A 17,633-nucleotide genomic window follows, 5' to 3' on the forward strand; every position below is an offset into this window, starting at 1 on the left:
CTGTCTGGCGGGAATACGTTTAGGGTAGCCTCACTTAGGTTCGCCTAACCTAATCCCCCCCGTGTCGAAGGAGACCAGTGAGCGCACCGCACTTGGAGCATCTGTTCCACCCCGACAATGCTCGTGAGTACACCAGCGGCATCACCGAAGCAATCCGGCTGCTCGTCGACCAGCTCGCCACCCTCGAGGGCCCCACCACCGGGATCTCGCCCGAGGCGGCCGCCGAACCGGTCGCCGAGGTCGACCTGGACAACCCCCTCGCCGATGGCGCCGCCGCGCTGGCCGAGGTCAGCAAGCTGTGGCTCCAGGACGCGGTCTGGTTCCACGACCCCTCCTATGCCGCGCACCTCAACTGCCCGGTCGTGATCCCCTCCCTCGTCGGCGAGCTGCTGATCGCGGCCGTCAACACCTCGATGGACACCTTCGACCAGTCGGTGGGCGGTACGTTCATGGAGCGCCGTCTCATCGACTGGACCGCGGCGCGCGCCGGCTACCCGGAGGCGACCCGCGACGGCATCTTCACCAGCGGCGGCAGCCAGTCCAACCTGCAGGCGCTGCTCCTGGCCCGTGGTGAGGCGGAGCGCCGCGGCGTACCTCTGGACCGGCTGCGCTTCCTCACCTCGGCCGACAGCCACTTCTCCATCGCCAAGTCCGCTCGGCTGCTCGGCATGGGCGACGCGGCCGCGATCGCGATCCCGACCGACGCCGAGCACCGGATGGACGTCGTCGCGCTGCGCGAGGCGCTCGACGAGTGCGTCGTCGACGGTCTCGTCCCGGCCGCGGTCGTGGCCACCGCCGGCACCACCGACTTCGGCGTCATCGACCCGCTGCACGCCATCGCGGACGCCTGCCAGGACTTCAACGTCTGGTTCCACGTCGATGCGGCGTACGGCGGCGGGCTGCTCGCCTCGCCGAAGTACCGCCACCTGCTCGACGGCATCGAGCGGTCGAGCTCGATCACCATCGACTACCACAAGACGTGGTTCCAGCCGGTCTCCTCCAGCGCCCTGCTGGTCCGCGACCGGGCGAGCCTGCAGCACGCCTCCTGGTACGCCGACTACCTCAACCCGCGGGAGTCGGAGAACCCCAACCAGGTCGACAAGTCCCTGCAGACCACTCGCCGCTTCGACGCGCTCAAGCTGTGGCTGACGCTGCGCACGATGGGCCCCGACCAGATCGGCGCCTACCTCGAGACCGTGATCGACCTGGCGCGCGAGGTCTACGACATCCTCAGCGTGCAGCCCGACATCGAGGTCATCACGCCCTCCCAGCTCTCCACGGTCGTCTTCCGCTACGTCGACCCGCACCTGGACGAAGACGCTCTTGGCGACCTCAACCGCCGCATCCGCGCCGAGATGTGGAGCGGCGGCCGCGGCGTCGTCGCCGCGACCAAGGTCGACGGCCGGCAGTTCCTCAAGCTCACCCTGCTCAACCCCAAGGCCACCGTCGCCGACGTGCTCGACCTCATCGAGCAGGTCCGTACGCTGGGCCGGGCCGTCCCGGAGGTCGTCCGATGACGACACATGACCTGATCGGCATCGGGCTCGGCCCGTTCAACCTCGGCCTGGCCGCCCTCGCCGACCCGATCGACGAGCTCGACTGTCTCTTCCTCGAGGGCCGCGACCGGTTCGACTGGCACCCCGGGATGATGCTCGACGAGGCGACCCTGCAGGTGCCGTTCCTCGCCGACCTGGTGACGATGGCCGACCCGACCTCGCGGTTCAGCTTCCTCAACTTCCTCAAGCAGACCGGCCGGATCTACCCGTTCTACATCCGGGAGAACTTCCTGCCCCACCGGCGTGAGTACAACCAGTACTGCCAGTGGGTCGCCGAACGGCTCGACTCCGTCCGCTTCGGCCAGCAGGTCACCTCGGTGGAGCACGACGGGGAGACGTACGTCGTCACCACCGCCTCCGGGGAGCGGCATCGGACCCGGCGGCTGGTGCTCGGGACCGGGACGACCCCACGAGTCCCCGAGTGCGCGGCCGAGGCCGTGGCCGCGGAGGGTACGGCGCTGCACAGCTCGGAGTACCTGGCTCGCCGCGACGAGCTCGTCACCCGGCGCAGCATCACCGTGGTGGGTAGCGGTCAGTCGGCCGCCGAGGTCTACCTCGACCTGCTGACCGCCCAGCCCGACCACGACTACCAGCTGGCCTGGCTGACCCGCAGCCCGCGGTTCTTCTCGATGGAGTACACCAAGCTCACCCTCGAGCTGACCTCCCCGGAGTACTCCGCCTACTTCCAGGCGCTGCCCGCCGAGAAGCGCGAGCGGCTCCTGAAGGCGCAGCAGAGCCTCTACAAGGGCATCTCGGGCGACACGATCGACGCGATCCACGAGGCGCTCTACACCCGCTCGGTCACCGAGGCGGCCGAGACCACGCTGCTGACCAACACCGAGGTGCGCGGCGTGACCCGCACCGAGGACGGTTATCACCTCGCTCTCCACCACGTGGAGCAGGAGGAGGACTACGAGATGGCGACCGAGGCGCTGGTCCTGGCCACCGGCTACCGCGCCGGCATCCCGTCCTTCCTCGAGCCCGTCCGGGACCGGCTCCGCCTCGACGAGCAGGGGCGCTACGCCGCCAGCTCGACCTTCTCGGTCGACACCGCCGACCGCGAGATCTGGGTGCAGAACGGCGAGGAGCACACCCACGGCTTCGTCGCCCCCGACCTCGGCATGGGCGCCTACCGCAGCTCGGTGATCCTCGCCGCCATCCTCGGCCGGGAGCCCTATCCGGTCGAGAAGCGGGTCGCTTTCCAGGAGTTCGGTGTGCCCGACCGCTTCAAGATTCAGCCCGGCGCCGGCCGGCAGACGGAGGAGAACCGATGAGGATCACGATCGAGCCGCTCGAGATCGAGGCCCACCTCGGCACCGTCCACGCCTGGGTGACCCACCCGCGCTCGGCGTACTGGATGATGCTGGACGCGACGCTGGAGGACGTCGCCGCGGAGTATGCGCGCATCGCCGAGCACCCGCACCACCACGCCTGGCTCGGCCGGGTCGACGGCGCGCCCGCGTTCCTGGTCGAGACCTACGACCCCGCGCGCAGCGAGCTCGCCGGCATCACCCACGTGCCCGACCTGGCACCTGGCGACCTGGGCATGCACGTCCTGGTCGCGCCGACCTCCGGTGAGGCCGTCTCCGGTTACACGACCCGGGTCTTCCGGGCGGTCATGCGGCACTGCTTCGCGGACCCGGGTGTGCGTCGCGTGGTGGTCGAGCCGGACGTACGCAACGAGGCGATCCGGCGCAAGAACACCGAGGCGGGCTTCGTCGAGCTGCGCGAGCTCAGCCTCGGGGAGAAGACCGCGATGCTCTCGGTCTGCACCCGGGAGATGTTCGCGGCCGCCCACCTGCGCCCGGAGAACCTGCGCGTCGCGCACCGGCACCTGGTCGCCAAGGCGATCGCGGAGTTCAGCCACGAGCGGATGATCGCGCCGGTGGCGACCGACGCGGGCTGGGAGCTGCACGGACCGTCCTCGACGTACGCCTTCACCGCCCGCCGCTTCCAGCTCGAGCACTGGGTGGTGGACCCGGCCTCGATCGTCCGGCGGACCGACGGCGAGGAGGCCGAGGTCGACGCGCAGGCGTTCGTCGCCGAGTTCGCGCCCGACCTGGGGATCCCGGACAAGCTGCTGCCGACCTACCTGGAGGAGCTGGCGGCCACCATCGCCTCGGCCTGCTGGAAGCTCGAGCACCAGACGCTGACCGCCGCCGACCTGGTCGACGCCGACCACCAGAGCGTCGAGGGCGCGATGAGCGAGGGCCACCCGGCCTTCGTCGCCAACAACGGCCGGATCGGCTTCGACATCGACGACCACGCCCGCTGGGCGCCGGAGACGAGCAACGACCTGAGCCTGCTGTGGGTCGCCGTCTCCCGGGACCAGTCCCACCTGGCCCTGGGCCGCGGCGAGGACGAGTCGCGGCTGTATGCCGCCGAGCTCGGCGAGGCGACACTGGCCCGGTTCGCGGCGAAGCTGCGCGGGCTCGGGCTGGACCCGGACGGGTTCCGCTACCTGCCCGTCCACCCCTGGCAGTGGCGCCACAAGCTGGCGGTCACCTTCGCCACCGACGTGGCCGCGCGCCGGCTCGTCCTGGTCGGCGAGGCCGAGGACGTCCACCGCCCGCAGCAGTCGATCCGGACGTACTTCAACACCTCGCGTCCCGAGCGGCACTACGTCAAGACCGCGCTGTCGATCCAGAACATGGGCTTCATGCGGGGGCTCTCGCCGGCCTACATGGCGGCCACGCCGGTCATCAACGACTGGGTCGCCGACCTGGTGGAGGGCGACGCGGAGCTGAAGGAGCGCGGCTTCGGGGTGCTGCGCGAGCTCGCCTCGATCGGCTGGACCGGCGACGTCTTCCATGCCCTGCCGAGCCCCTCGCCGTACCGGAAGATGATCGCCGCGCTGTGGCGCGAGTCGCCGGTGCCGCGGCTCGCCGAGGGCGAGCGCTGCGCGACGATGGCGGCACTGCTCCACCGCGACGCCGCCGGCGCCTCGTACGCCGCCGAGCTGGTGCGCGCCTCCGGGCTGCCGGCCCGGGAGTGGGTGCGCCGCTACCTCGACGCCTACCTGCGCCCGCTGGTGCACTGCCTGCTGGCCTACGACCTGGCGTTCATGCCGCACGGCGAGAACCTGGTGATGGTGCTGCGCGACCACGTCCCGGTGCGGATGTTCATGAAGGACATCGGCGAGGAGGTGGCGGTGATGGGTGACCTGCCGCTGCCCGCGGAGGTCTCCCGGATCCGCGGTTCCTTCCCCGACGACGTCAAGGCGCTGGCCGTCCACACGGACATCTTCGACGGGGTGCTGCGCTACGTCGCCGCGATCCTCGATGATGAGGGGGTGCTTCCGGAGACCGAGTTCTGGGCCGAGGCCCGGGCCTGCATCGTCGACCACGCCGCCGACCACCCCGAGCTGGCCGAGGCGGTGGAGCGCTACGACTTCCTCCGCCCGCGCTTCCGTCACTCGTGCCTGAACCGGCTCCAGCTGCGCAACACGCTGCAGATGGTCGACATCACCGACCAGGCCGAGTCGCTCATGTTCGCCGGCACTTTGGCCAACCCGATCGCATGAGCGGCCCATCACATGGGCTCAGCCGCGACGAGTGGGGCATCCCGCACGTGCGGGGTGCCTCGCTCGCCGAGGTGGCCCGGCTGCAGGGCCGGGCCACCGCGCGCGACCGCGTCTGGCAGCTCGAGATCGAGCGCCTGCGCGGCGAGGGCCGCACCGCCGAGCTGCTCGGCCCCGCTGGGCTGGAGTGGGACACCTTCGCCCGCCGTGCCCGGATCGCGGCGGTGGCACAGGCCGCCTTCGAGCGGCTCGACGAGGAGACGCGGCGGTTCCTGACGGCGTACGTCGAGGGGGTCCGGGCCGGGCTCGAGGAGACGTCGTGCGTCGAGCTCGACGGGCCCGACGGCCTCGGGCCGGCGCCGGGGACCTGGCAGCCGTGGACCCCGCTGGCGGTCTTCTGGGTGCAGCAGATCCTCTTCGGCTCGTTCCCCTCGAAGCTCTTCGGGGCGCGGGCCGCACGGGTGCTCGGTGTCGAGTCCGAGCTGTTCCGCACCGAGGGCCTGTCCGGTGGCTCCAACGCGTACGCCGTCGGCGGCGGACGTACGGTCTCCGGGGCGCCTATCGTGGCCGGTGACCCGCACCGGGTCTTCGAGGCGCCCAACGTCTACCTCCAGGTCCGGCTGGCCTGCACCGACCCCGAGGACACCTTCGACGTGGTCGGGATGACCTTCCCCGGCGTGCCCGGCGTGCAGCACTTCGCGCACGCCGGGCACGTCGCGTGGGGGATCACCAACGCGATGGGCGACTATCAGGATCTCTACCGTGTCGACCTGCGCCCGGGCGGTGACGTCGTGCGCCGGAGCGTGGAGACGGTGCTGGTCCGCGGGCAGGAGCCGGTCTCGGTCGAGGTCCTCGAGACCGAGCGTGGGCCGGTGGTCCTCGATGATCCGGAGGAGGGCTGGGGCCAGGCGCTGCGTACGCCCGGCCACGAGCTCGACGACCTCGGCTTCGGGGCGCTGCTGCCGCTGCTGCGGGCCCGTTCGGCCGCCGACGTCGAGGCCGCGGTGGAGCACTGGGTCGAGCCGGTCAACAACTGGGTGATCGCCGACGTCGCAGGCGAGGTCGTCCACACCGTCGGCGGCCGGGTGCCGCGGCGCGACGAGGCGGGGGAGTGGACCGGCTGGGTCGACCCGCTTCCGCGGCGTACGGCCCCTGCGGACGGCTCCGTCGTCACCGCCAACGACCGGTGCATGCCGGAGTTCGACGTGCTCGCGGCCGGCTTCGCGCCGCCGTTCCGGGCCGACCGGATCGGGCAGCTTCTCGACGATGCCGGACCGCTCGACGCCGAGCAGGCGGTGGCGGTGCTCGCCGACACCACCCAGACCGCCGGGGATCCGCTGCTCGCGCTGGTCCCGTCCGAGGTGTGGCCGCCGGCGCTGGACGACTGGGACGGTGCGATGGACAGCTCCTCGGGCGCTGCCTGGTACGCCGCGCTGCGGGCCGAGGTGGTCGACCGTATCTGTGCGGCACCGGTGCTCGCGCCGCTGCGGGAGCCGTCGGAGCACGGGCCGCTCTACGAGCCGTGGTTCAGCCTGCCCGCCCGGGTGGCCGGCGCGCTGCACGTCATCCTGGCCGCCGAGAAGCCGTTCGGGCTGGACCTGCGCGAGCTGGTCGCCGACGCGGCACGCGCGGTGCACGATCCGGTCGCCTGGCCGCAGAACCACCGCTTCTGGCCGCTGCACGCGCTGGAGCAGTTCGAGCTCCCGCACACCCGCACCGTCCCCGCCACCCCGCTGCCTGGCGACACCGACACGGTCCGCAGCAACGCCTGGATCCCGGGCACGGCCGTGACCGTCCGGGGCTCGGTGGCCCGGTACGCCTGGGACCTCGCCGACCGCGACAACAGCCGATGGGTCGTACCGCTGGGTGCCGGCGGCGATCCCGACAGCCCCCACCACACCGACCAGCACGACGCCTGGGCCGCCGGAGGCGCGGTACGCGTCGTCACCGACTGGTCCCTGCTCACCGAGGAGAAGACATGCCCCTGACAAGCCCGGCCCTGACCATCCGCGACCTGGATCCTTCGGCCGACCTCGATCTGCTGGACGGCTGGCTGCACGACGACCGCGCCCGCTTCTGGGGCATGGTCGAGAAGCCGCGCGAGGAGATCGAGGAGATCTACACCTGGCTGCAGGAGCAACCGCACCTGGCGGCGTACATCGTCGAGATCGACGGCGAGCCGGTCGCGCTCTTCCAGACCTGGGACCCCGAGGTCGACGAGCTCGGCACCTTCTACGACCGCCGTCCCGGCGACATCGGCGCCCACCTCTTCCTGGCCGACACCCCGGCCCGCAAGGGCCGGACCGAGGACGTCCTCGACTTCTTCATCCAAGAGGTCATCTCCAAGTCCGGCGCCCGCCGCGTCGTCGTCGAGCCCGACGCCACCAACGACGCCTCCCTCGCCCGGCTCGACGACTACGGTTTCGAACGCGGCCCCGTCGTCGAGCTTCCGCACAAGGTCGCCCAGTACGCCTTCCTCGACCTGCCCTGACTCACGACAGCTTCTCGGCGACCTGGTTGAGGTTGGCGCGGAGCTTGTTCCGGTAGGCGTCGTGCTGCTCGGGCAGCCGGGCGTCGCAGAACGCGGCCAGGTCGGGTCCGGTGACCTCGATGACGCTGCGTCCGGCGGCGGCCTCGGTCTCGAAGAGGTCGAGGATGTCGCGCAGGACCTCGACGATGTCCATGCCGTCACCGCTGGTGAAGCGCCACAGGTAGTTCTTCATCTCGCCATAGACGGTGCGGTAGTCGGCCGGGAGCTCGGCGGCGCGGGCTTCCATCCGCTTCCAGTCCTTCTTGTCACCGATGAGGCGGGTGAGGATGTTGTTCATGGTGGCGCTCCTTCTTCCGGGTTGTTTGCTTGGCCCCGGTTTGGGGCTGTGGAAGAAGCGTGCAGGCCTGACGTAGCGTCAAGGTCAAGCACCGATCCGAAGAAAGTTTCCGCCGGTCGTGGCCCTCAGGCCGCGAGGGTGTGGTCGAGGATCAGGTCGCGCAACCGGATCTCGGCTGGTGACAGGGGCACTGGGTCTGGCGCCCGGGTGTCGGGCGGTGGGTCCGGTTTCCAGGTGTCGGGTGGCGGGCTGGTGTAGGTGTGCCCGGTGGGTGTGGTCGTGATGATGCTGCCGTCTGGTTCTGCTCTGGCCCGCCAGTCGAGGGCCTCCTTGGCTTGGTTGCATCGCACGCAGAGACCTTGAAGGTTCGCGGCGCTGGTTTCGCCGCCGTCGGTGTGGCGTTGGATGTGGTCGATGTTGCGGATCGGGACGTCGCAGCCGTTGGTGCGGCAGGTCCCGCCGTCGCGGGTGGTGATGAACTCGGCGAGCCCGTCGGGGGCTTTGCGGGCGCGGGACTCCATTGCCACGAGCTGGCCGGCGGGGTCGGTGAACAGGCGCCGGAGGAACACCTCGGCGTCAGCAAGGGATTCGCGGGCCCAGGTTGCGGGGACGGGTCCGTAGCCCTCCACGAGGGCGGGCTGGTCGTGGGTGTTGGCGAGGGCTTCGGCGCTCATCACGATCTTGACCTCGATCCGAGGCTTCACACCGCCGGTCTCGCGGCCGGTGACGCGGTCGATGAGGGTGTCGGCCATGACCTGACCCCGGCTCCGCTCGTCACCGGCAGCCGCAGCACTCTTCGCGGCCTGGTCCAGGGCCGCGAAGACGGCGACTCCGTCCTTGACGGGGAGCAGAGCGCCGAGCCAGGTCATCGTGTCGGGTGCCGGCCGCAGGCTGACGCGGCGGTCCTTTTCGGCGTTCGCGGCGCGGGCGACGACGGATTCCTGGTCGAGGGTGATGGCGAGCTTCTTGGCGGCGTTCTCGAGCTGGCGCAGCCCCATCGCCACCGCCCGGGCCGGCTCTCCGGCAGGGCCGGTGGAGCAGAGCTGCTCGTCGATGGCGCGGCGGTCATCGAGGGAGAGGCAGGCGGTCTCGCGGGCGAGGATGGTGGCCTGCCACTGCGAGAACAGCCCGGCCTTCATCAGCGTGAAGGTGTGCGGCATCTCCGCGATCAGGATCTTCGCGAGCCCGAGCAGCTTGGCGCCTTTCTCCGGGGAGACCCGGCGCGCCAAAGCGACCTGGGAGGCGACCCCCTCGCCCAGCTTCCGGGCAGGTACCCCAGCCTCGGATTGGCGTGCCCGGACGACTTCGTCGAGCCGTACCGAAGCCTCTGCCTGAACGGCCTCGGCGGCGCACTTGATGGCTTCGAGACGGCTGATCCAGTCGACCAGGTCCCCCTCGGACGCACCCGAAGGTGGCCCGTAGAGGAGGTGGTCGATGGTCTCGTTCATGCGCCTTATTATATGCGATCGAGCACGATAAGACGAACCATTTATGCTGGTCAGAACCAATGTACGCAGTCAGCGAACAAGACACGTGAACCCGCACCACACCCCTCGCCGCCGCCCCGATACAGGCGAAATCTTTTCTCGATCGGGTGCCGAGTCCAGGATGGCCGCAGGCCACCGGCGAAGCCGGCGGGCGCAGCCCGTCCTTGACGCGGCGCGCGATCGAGAAACACTCAAAGACCGGGTCGGCGGCGAACCCTAAAACGAAGAAGCAGTCGCCAACCGAGAAGTCCCGAGCAAAGTGACCGTGTTGGTCTCGACACGCCTTCGCCTAGCGGCTCCGGCGGCTCGACCAGCGGGAGCAAGCGGGGCACGCGGCTCGACCAGCGAGCCGAAAGCCACCTACGACCCAGCAACCATCGCCACAAGCCGCCCCATGGCCCCGAGCTCAGCGTCATGAACCCCCTCGTCAGGAACGATGACAAGAGACCACAGCCGACTCCCGACAGCAACGTTGCCGACGACGAGGTCCCCGTCATCGTGCGACTCGATGCACACGAACGCCCGATCGCCGACCTCGACAGGCGCAGGAGAGGAGATGCAGTCCTCCCGACTGGCAGCGAGCCCGGCAGAGACGGAGGTGTCGACGAGGGTCGTCACGAAGATCGCGCCCCGGTCGCTGGTGTAGGTGCAGACGTCCTCGTCGGCGGTGTGCGACCACGAACCAGGGATGGCACGCGCGACCTGGGCAGGTTCGAAGAGACAAGGCCCGGAGGCTTCGACGGGGGAGGAGGTCGAGGGGCTCGGCCCTGGGCTGCCGCTGCTGGGCTCCCCGGACCCGCAGCCCGCGAGAGCGGTCGCGGAGAGGACGGCCGCGACGCTCAGCAGCTTCCTCGACACGTACCTCTCCTCGGGATTCGGGGTTCTACGCAGTTTCTCAGGTCGAGCCCGGAAAAGGAGTCACGGGGGTTGCCTCGACCGGGCACAATCGCTCCCGTGACCTCTGACCTGGTGCAGGGAACCCATCACGACGACCACACTCGGGCCTCCATTCGGGAACGGCTCGCGGGACAGCATGTGCTGCTCACGGGGGTGACCGGGTTCGTGGGGGAGGCGCTGCTGCATCTGCTGCTGACCGAGGTGCCGGACGTACGTCTCAGCGTCCTGGTCCGGCCCAAGGGGTCGACGCCGGGAGCCGCGCGGATCGCGAAGATGCTGGCCAAGCCGATCTTCGAGTCCGTCGCGGACGCACAGGTGAACGTCGTGGAGGGCGATCTGTCGGACCCGCCGGCGCTGCCGGACGACCTCGACGCCGTGGTGCACTCCGCGGGCGACGTCTCGTTCGACCCGCCGGTCGACGAAGGCTTCGTCACCAACGTCGTCGGCGTCCGCGAGCTGCTCAGGCGGGTCGAGGAGTCGGGGCGGGACATCCACTACCTGCACGTCTCGACCGCGTACGTCTCCGGGCGGCGCCGGGGGCACATCCCCGAGGGCCCGGTCGATCATGACGTCGACCTCGAGGCCGAGCTCGCCTGGGGGCTCGCGCAGCGGGCGGCGGTCGAGGAGCGCTCGCGCGGTGTCGAGGTGATCTCCCGGCTGCGCAAGCAGGCCGAGCGCGAGCACGGGCGCGCGGGCCTGATCACCGCCGCCGCTGCCGCCGAGGAGGCGCGCAAGAAGTGGGTGAAGGACGAGCTCGTCCGGCTCGGCACCGAGCGGGCGCGGTCGCTGGGCTGGACCGACTGCTACACCTTCACCAAGGCGCTGGGCGAGCGGGTCGTCGAGGCCCACGCCGCGGCGGGGAACCGGGTCACGATCTTCCGCCCCGCGATCATCGAGTCGTCCCTCTCGCGCCCTTACCCGGGCTGGATCGAGGGCTTCAAGATGGCCGAGCCGCTGATCCTGGCCTACGGGCGCGGCGAGCTGCCGCTCTTCCCGGCGGCCGCGGACACTCCCGTCGACATAGTCCCCGTCGACCACGTCGTCGCCGCGATCGTGGCCTGCCTGGCCCACCCGCCGGAGCACGGCGACCGGGCCTACTTCCACCTCGCCTCCGGAGACCGCAACCCGGTGACGTTCGGGATGCTCTACGAGACCGTGCGGGCCTACTTCTCCAAGGAGCCGTTCGCGGCGGGTGACCGCGGTGCGGCCCGGCTGCCGGAGTGGACGTTCCCGGGCGGGGCCTCGGTCGAGCGGATGATGGCGACCGGTGAGAGGGTGCACAAGGTCGCCGACAGGCTGCTCGGACTGGCCCCGCGCAGCGACCGCACCCGCGGCTGGGCCCGCGACCTCGACCGGCAGGGCCGGCGGCTGCAGTTCCTGCGGCGCTACCTGGACCTCTACAAGGAGTACGCCCAGGCCGACCTCCGCTTCGTCGATGCCAACACGCTCGCGCTCTATCGCTCGCTGTCGCCGGCCGACCAGGAGACCTTCGCCTTCGACACCGGCGTGATCGACTGGCACGAATACCTCCACGACATCCACGTGCCGTCGGTGACCAAGCCGGTCCGTGAGCTCGACGAGCTGCGCAAGCTGCGGAAGAGGCCGGTCCCGGGCCGGCTCCCGCAGCTCAAGGACGGACGGGTCGCGGCCTTCTTCGACCTCGACGGCACCCTGATGTCCTCCAACGTGATCGAGACCTACCTCTGGCTGCGCCTCGGTGAGCTGTCGGGCACCCGGAAGGCCGCCGAGATCGCCCGGATGGCCGGCAAGGTGCCCAGGTACGTGTGGGCGGACCGTGCCGAGCGCAGCTCGCTGCTGCGTACGGTCTACAAGGAGTACGCCGGCGCGCGGCTCTCCGAACTCGACCAGATCGTCGACGAGCACCTGACCACGCACATCCTCGGGCGGCTGGCACCGGACGCGGTCCGGCGGATCCGCGAGCACCGGGCGGCGGGGCACGTCACGGTCCTGGTCACCGGCGCGATCCGCCCGCTGACCCGGCCGCTGCTGCCACTCTTCGACCACATCGAGGCGGCCGACCTGGCCGTCGACGACCGTGGGTTCTGCACGGGTCACCTGGCCGCCTCGCCGCTGGTCGGTGAGTCGCGCGGCGCGTTCGTCCGCGAATGGTCACGCCGCGAGGGGATCGCCCCGGCCGACTGCTTCGCCTACGCCGACTCCCACTCCGACCTCCCGCTGCTGGCGGCGGTCGGCCACCCGGTGGCGGTCCGGCCCGACGTACCTCTCTTCCGGCACGCCAAGAAGTCGCACTGGCCGATCGTCGACTGGGAGTCCCCGGGCCACGCGAGCCGGACTCTCGATCCGGTGGGACTGCGCCGATGAGGAGGCACTGATGCTCGCGCTCGAGATGTACCGCAGCGTCGCCAAGACGGCGGTCGGGAAGCTGGCCGGGCGGCACCTGCCGCTGCTGCTGACCGGGGCCGCGGCGCCGCTGCGGTTGGTGACGCTCGACCCGCCGAGGGTCGAGCACGAGGGGTGGGCGCGGCTGCGGGTCTCGCTCTCCGGCATCTGTGGCTCCGACCTGGGGATGCTGTCGGGAAGGACGAGCCTCTACTTCCAGCCGCTGGTCAGCCTGCCGTTCGTGCCCGGCCACGAGATCGTGGGCGAGCTGCTCGAGCCCTGCGGCGACCTGGCGGCCGGCACCCGCGTGGTCGTCGACCCGGTCCTGACCTGCGCCGCGCGCGGGCTGGAGGCGTGCGAGGCGTGTGTGCGCGGCGAGACCAACCGGTGCTCCCGGATCACGGTCGGCGACATCTCCTCCGGCCTGCAGACGGGTTTCTGTCACGACACCGGAGGCGGCTGGTCCCAGCAGCTCTCGGTGCACCGCTCCCAGCTCCACGTGGTGCCGGAAGGCTACTCCGACGAGCAGGCGCTGCTCGCCGAGCCGGTGGCCTGCGCGGTGCACACCGCACGAAGAGCCGCGGTCAAGCCCGGTGACCGGGTGCTCGTCTCGGGTGCCGGCTCGGTCGGTCTGCTGGCCACGCTGGCCCTGCGCGAGCTCACCGACGCCGGCGAGATCCTGGTCGTCGCCAAGCACGCTCACCAGCGCGAGCTGGCGCTGGAGTTCGGCGCCACCGAGGTGGTCGCGCCCTCCGAGACGCTGCGGAGAATTCGCCGTGCGACCAGCGCTTTCATGCTCGAGCCGGAGATGCTCTCGTCTCCCTACCTCCTCGGTGGCGTGGACGTGACCGTCGACGCGGTCGGCTCGAAGGAGTCGCTGCAGACCTGCCTGCACGCCACCCGCGCGGGTGGGCGGGTGGTGCTCTCCGGGATGCCCGCCTCAGCCGATCTGTCCGCGGCCTGGTTCCGGGAGCTCGAGATCGTCGGGACGTACGCCTCCTCGCGCGGCTCCGGCGACTTCGCCACCGCGCTGGACCTGGTGGGTCACGACGCCATGTGCCGCCTCGCCAAGACCGTCGCGCCCTACCCGCTCCACCGCTGGCGCGAGGCCCTCGACCATGCCCACTCAGCCGGTCGGCTCGGCACCGTCAAGGTGGCCTTCGACCCCCGCCGAACGAATTGAGCACAGCCGTCTTGAAGAAGGAGAGTCATCGATGACACGGCCAGGTTTCGTGCTGGAGGTCGACGACCGTACGCCGCCCCTGCTCGTCCACGAGGGGCTCGGGTTCCGGCTGGAGGAGTTCCCGCAGGGCACCCGGGTGGTCTACCCGCCCGAGTCGCTGCCGACGGTGCCGGACGTCGACGGGGCGATCCGGGAGGCCCTGGAGAACCCGGTGGACTCCGAGCCGCTGCGGGAGCTGATGTTCCCGGGGATGCGGCTGACGATCGCCTTCGACGACCTCTCCCTGCCACTGCCCACGATGAAGGCCCCCGACATCCGCGGCCGGATCATCGAGCAGGTGCTCACGATCGCGGCCGAGAAGGGTGTCGATGACGTCGAGATCATCGCCGCGCTCGCCCTGCACCGCCGGATGACCGACGCCGAGATGAAGCACATCGTCGGCGAGCGGGTCTTCCGCAGCTTCGCGCCGCAGGGGCTGCTCTACAACCACGATGCTGAGGACCGCACCAACCTCGAGCACATGGGCGTCACCGAGAAGGGCGAGGACGTCGAGATCAACAAGCGGGCGGCCACCTCCGACCTGCTGATCTACGTCAACGTCAACCTCGTCGCGATGGACGGCGGCCACAAGTCCGTCGGCATCGGGCTGGCCTCCTACAAGTCGATCAAGCACCACCACAACGCCAAGACGATGGTGCACTCGCGCTCCTTCATGGACCACAAGCACTCCGAGATGCACTCCTCGGCCTGGCGGATGGGCCGGCTGATCGGCGAGCACGTCAAGGTCTTCCAGATCGAGACGACGCTCGACAACGAGGTCTTCGGGAAGCCGTACGACACGCTGCTCAAGCGCGAGTGGGAGTGGTCGCTGCGCGACCAGGCGACGGTGCTCGGCCTGCGCCGAGGGCTCGCGGTCGCGCCGCAGAAGATGCGCCACAAGATGTTCCACGACCTGCGGTCCAACTACGGGCTGACCGGGATCACCGCCGGCGCCGTCGAGCCGGTGCACGAGCTCACCGTGCAGCGCGTCCACCAGCAGCAGCGGGTCAAGGTCGAGGGACAGTCCGACGTGATGGTGATGGGGGTGCCCTACCTGGGCCCCTACAACGTCAACTCGACCATGAACCCGATCCTGGCCGCCTGTATGGGGCTGGGCTACTACTTCAACTCCTACCTGCGCCGGCCGGTCGTGCGCGAGGGCGGCGTCGCGATCCTCTACCACCCGCTCGACGAGGGCTTCAACACCCTCACCCACCCCTCCTACGTCGACTTCTACGAGGAGGTGCTGGCCGACACCACCGACCCGGCGTTGATCGGCCCGAAGTTCGAGGAGCAGTTCGCCACCGACCCCTGGTACGTCCACCTCTACCGCACCTCGAACGCCTACCACGGCGTCCACCCGTTCTACATGTGGTACTGGATCGCGCACGCCCTCGACCACCTCGGCGACGTCATCTGGGTCGGTGGGAACCCCAAGGCCGCGGCCCGGATGGGCTTCCGGAGCGCCACCACGTTGCGGGACGCGCTCGAGATGGCCAGCTCGACGGTCGGCCCGAGCCCGTCGATCACCTATCTGCGCAACCCTCCGCACCTGCTGGCGGACGTTCGATGAGGTGGGTCAGCGCGTCGCGGGACAGCTGTAACACGCTGTTCGTAGGACTATCCGGTCGTTCTGATCGGGCGAATAGTCCTACGAACGACGTGTTACACCGCGAGGAGGCGACGCGATGAGCAGCTTCTGGAAAGAGACGGTCCGCGACGTACGCCTCATGAAGCGGGGCTGGCGGTGGGGGCACCGCGCGCAGGTGCCGCGGTCGGCGGAGCCGTTCGTGCCGCCGGCGACGACGACGGTCTTCGACAACGAGTGGTCGCGCAAGCCGGCCGCGCGGGCGGTCAGGGAGGTCGCCCAGGCCGGTCTGGAGGCGGTGTTCCGCTCCCAGGTGAAGACCCGGGTCGAGGGTCTCGATGTGCTCGAGAAGCTCGACGGGCCGGTGATCTTCGTGGCCAACCACGCCTCTCACCTGGACACCCCGCTGATCCTGCTGAGCCTCCCGGACCGGTGGCGGCGGCGTACGGCGGTCGCGGCCGCGGCCGACTACTTCTTCGACACCTGGTGGCGGGCGGTGGGCTCTTCGCTGGTCTTCAACACGCTGCCGATCGACCGCCGTGGGGGCGCGCTCGCGAACGCGCCCGGTGAGGTGCTCGCCGACGGCTGGTCGCTGGTCGTCTTCCCGGAGGGCACCCGGTCCAAGGACGGCACCGTCGGCCGGTTCCGGTCCGGCGCCGCCTACCTGGCCCTCGAGTACGGCGTCCCCGTCGTCCCGATCGCCCACCGCGGCACCTACGCGGCGATGCCGCGCGGGGTGAGCTGGCCCGGGAAGGACCGATCCGGGGGCCGTCGCCAGCTGACCGTACGTTTCGGGGAGCCGCTCCGCCCGGCCGAGGGCGAGTCGATGCGCGAGTTCGCGCCCCGGATCCGGTCCGCGGTCGCGCGGCTGCTGGATGAGGACGCCACCGACTGGTACGCCTCGATGCGCCGCGCCGCGGAGTCGCGCACGCCCGACCCGGCCGGTGAGGAGATCGCCGAGTGGCGCAAGGTCTGGGCGGCCACGGAGTCACCCGACCCCGAGCCCGACCGGATCAGGGCCTGGCGGCGCTGATCCGGAGCCGCTGAACCTGGTCAGGCCCAGCGCAGCAGCGCCGCCACCGGGGCGTCGCCCAGCACGCTGGCGGGCAGGACGGACACCTCCGCGTCGGTGAGGACCGCGGCGGCGATGAGCGCCTCTCCGGCCTCGACCGGACCGGAGACCGGGGCCTCGCCGAAGGTGAGCCCGGGATGGTCCGCCGGGTCGAGGGTGTGCCCGGCGATCGCGGCGGGGTCGATCAGCAGGGTCTCGACGCGGCCGGTGACGAAGGCGTCGGCGACGTCGCGGACTCCGGTGGCCGCGCGCTCGCCTCGGCCCCAGGCCTCCTCGAGGCGCCCGACCAGCGCTGTGCGCCGGCGGACGACCTGGTCGAGCAGCGCGCTGCGGATCGCGTCGTCGCGAGCCTGGTCGCCGCCGTCCTCGGCGCGCTGCCCGCTCGCCAGCTCGACGACCTCGGCGGTGAGCCCGGCGAGGTCCTCGCGCAGCCTGCCCACCGTGGTCGGGTCACCGCCGACGAGCACGAGCTCGTGGCCGTGGTCGCGGACCAGCCTGGTCACCTCCCCGGCCACCTTGTCGGCGTTGTGGCGCCAGACGTTGTCGGTCGTCTGCTGCATGCGGAAGCCCGCCCAGCCGACGTTGTCCTGGACCTTGTGGACGTGCTCGAGCTCGTCGCCGTCCACGGTGGTCGTGCTCGTGGGGTGCGGCAGTCCCGAGTCCCACAGCGAGATGTCGCCACCGGTGTGGTCGGCCAGGACCAGCACGAACGGCATCGAGGCCTCGCGTGCGGCGATCCAGGAGCCGAGGTCGGGCAGCGGGTCCCAGGTCGCGACCGGGTTCGGCACCTCGGCGACGGCCACCTGGTCGTAGGCGACCCCGTCCGGGGTCGCGACGACGACGCGAGCCACCGGTGCGGGCTGACGTACGTTCACGTCCAGCCGATCGGAGACCTGTGCCACGACGTCGGGCGGTGCGCCCTGCGCGGAGAGCTCCTCGCAGGCGGCCCGGACGCGCAGCTCCTTGGCATGGGCCGCGTTCTCCGAGTCCTGGCTGACATCGGCCAGCACAGTGGCGTACGGCCCCGGGCGGGTCAACAGGTTGGTGAATCCAGCGGTGTCCATACCTGTGTGGTACCCACCGGCGGGGGCTGTCACACGGT

At 70.7% G+C, this 17,633-nt stretch carries 13 protein-coding genes; 9 read left to right on the forward strand and 4 right to left on the reverse strand.

Annotated elements, in window-relative coordinates; translation table 11 throughout:
- Positions 1-77 precede the first annotated feature (77 nt).
- From ACZ6WN_RS27575 to ACZ6WN_RS27595, 5 genes are read left to right on the forward strand one after another with little or no spacing between them, the layout of a single operon-like run.
- A complete protein-coding gene (locus tag ACZ6WN_RS27575; RefSeq protein ID WP_465869328.1) occupies positions 78-1,517 on the forward strand; it encodes a pyridoxal phosphate-dependent decarboxylase family protein in 1,440 nt (479 codons plus the stop codon).
- Entirely contained in the window at positions 1,514-2,830 is a 1,317-nt protein-coding gene (locus ACZ6WN_RS27580) for a lysine N(6)-hydroxylase/L-ornithine N(5)-oxygenase family protein (protein WP_465869330.1), read from the forward strand. The genes ACZ6WN_RS27575 and ACZ6WN_RS27580 overlap by 4 nt, the downstream gene beginning before the upstream one ends.
- On the forward strand, positions 2,827-5,079 hold the full coding sequence (locus tag ACZ6WN_RS27585; RefSeq protein ID WP_465869331.1) for a GNAT family N-acetyltransferase: 2,253 nt from the start codon (positions 2,827-2,829) through the stop codon (positions 5,077-5,079). The genes ACZ6WN_RS27580 and ACZ6WN_RS27585 overlap by 4 nt, the downstream gene beginning before the upstream one ends.
- A complete protein-coding gene (locus tag ACZ6WN_RS27590; protein ID WP_465869332.1) occupies positions 5,076-7,064 on the forward strand; it encodes a penicillin acylase family protein in 1,989 nt (662 codons plus the stop codon). Before ACZ6WN_RS27585 ends, ACZ6WN_RS27590 begins: the two co-directional genes overlap by 4 nt.
- Positions 7,055-7,567 (forward strand): GNAT family N-acetyltransferase, encoded by a 513-nt coding sequence (locus tag ACZ6WN_RS27595; RefSeq protein ID WP_465869333.1) that lies wholly within the window; start codon positions 7,055-7,057, stop codon positions 7,565-7,567. Before ACZ6WN_RS27590 ends, ACZ6WN_RS27595 begins: the two co-directional genes overlap by 10 nt.
- Before the next feature lies 1 nt (position 7,568).
- On the opposite strand, the gene ACZ6WN_RS27600 is transcribed toward ACZ6WN_RS27595, so the two are convergent.
- The 3 genes from ACZ6WN_RS27600 to ACZ6WN_RS27610 all read right to left on the reverse strand — a co-directional run bounded on the left by ACZ6WN_RS27600 (position 7,569) and on the right by ACZ6WN_RS27610 (position 10,249).
- Complete coding sequence (locus tag ACZ6WN_RS27600; protein ID WP_465869335.1) at positions 7,569-7,904, reverse strand: DUF1048 domain-containing protein; 336 nt, start codon at positions 7,902-7,904, stop codon at positions 7,569-7,571.
- 125 nt (positions 7,905-8,029) lie between these two features.
- Positions 8,030-9,352: an HNH endonuclease gene (locus ACZ6WN_RS27605; RefSeq protein WP_465869337.1), complete on the reverse strand. Its 1,323-nt coding sequence runs from the start codon at positions 9,350-9,352 to the stop codon at positions 8,030-8,032.
- A 399-nt stretch (positions 9,353-9,751) separates the two neighbouring features.
- Positions 9,752-10,249: a hypothetical protein gene (locus ACZ6WN_RS27610; RefSeq protein ID WP_465869339.1), complete on the reverse strand. Its 498-nt coding sequence runs from the start codon at positions 10,247-10,249 to the stop codon at positions 9,752-9,754.
- A 96-nt stretch (positions 10,250-10,345) separates the two neighbouring features.
- Here ACZ6WN_RS27610 and ACZ6WN_RS27615 point away from each other — a divergent pair, with 96 nt between their 5' ends.
- The 4 genes from ACZ6WN_RS27615 (at position 10,346) to ACZ6WN_RS27630 (ending at position 16,492) form a co-directional block, all read left to right on the forward strand.
- A complete protein-coding gene (locus tag ACZ6WN_RS27615; protein ID WP_465869340.1) occupies positions 10,346-12,631 on the forward strand; it encodes an HAD-IB family hydrolase in 2,286 nt (761 codons plus the stop codon).
- A gap of 10 nt (positions 12,632-12,641) precedes the next feature.
- Positions 12,642-13,832: a zinc-dependent alcohol dehydrogenase gene (locus ACZ6WN_RS27620; RefSeq protein WP_465869342.1), complete on the forward strand. Its 1,191-nt coding sequence runs from the start codon at positions 12,642-12,644 to the stop codon at positions 13,830-13,832.
- A gap of 31 nt (positions 13,833-13,863) precedes the next feature.
- On the forward strand, positions 13,864-15,444 hold the full coding sequence (larAH, locus tag ACZ6WN_RS27625) for an NPN-dependent hydroxyacid isomerase, LarAH14/15/16 family (RefSeq protein WP_465869344.1): 1,581 nt from the start codon (positions 13,864-13,866) through the stop codon (positions 15,442-15,444).
- 115 nt (positions 15,445-15,559) lie between these two features.
- Entirely contained in the window at positions 15,560-16,492 is a 933-nt protein-coding gene (locus tag ACZ6WN_RS27630; protein WP_465869346.1) for a lysophospholipid acyltransferase family protein, read from the forward strand.
- Between the two features lie 20 nt (positions 16,493-16,512).
- Here ACZ6WN_RS27630 and ACZ6WN_RS27635 read toward each other — a convergent pair whose 3' ends face one another.
- Positions 16,513-17,595 carry a baeRF2 domain-containing protein gene (locus tag ACZ6WN_RS27635; RefSeq protein WP_465869348.1) on the reverse strand — a complete coding sequence of 361 codons (1,083 nt, stop codon included), beginning with the start codon at positions 17,593-17,595 and terminating at the stop codon, positions 16,513-16,515.
- Positions 17,596-17,633 lie beyond the last annotated feature (38 nt).

Source organism: Nocardioides sp. NPDC054178, assembly GCF_055585005.1.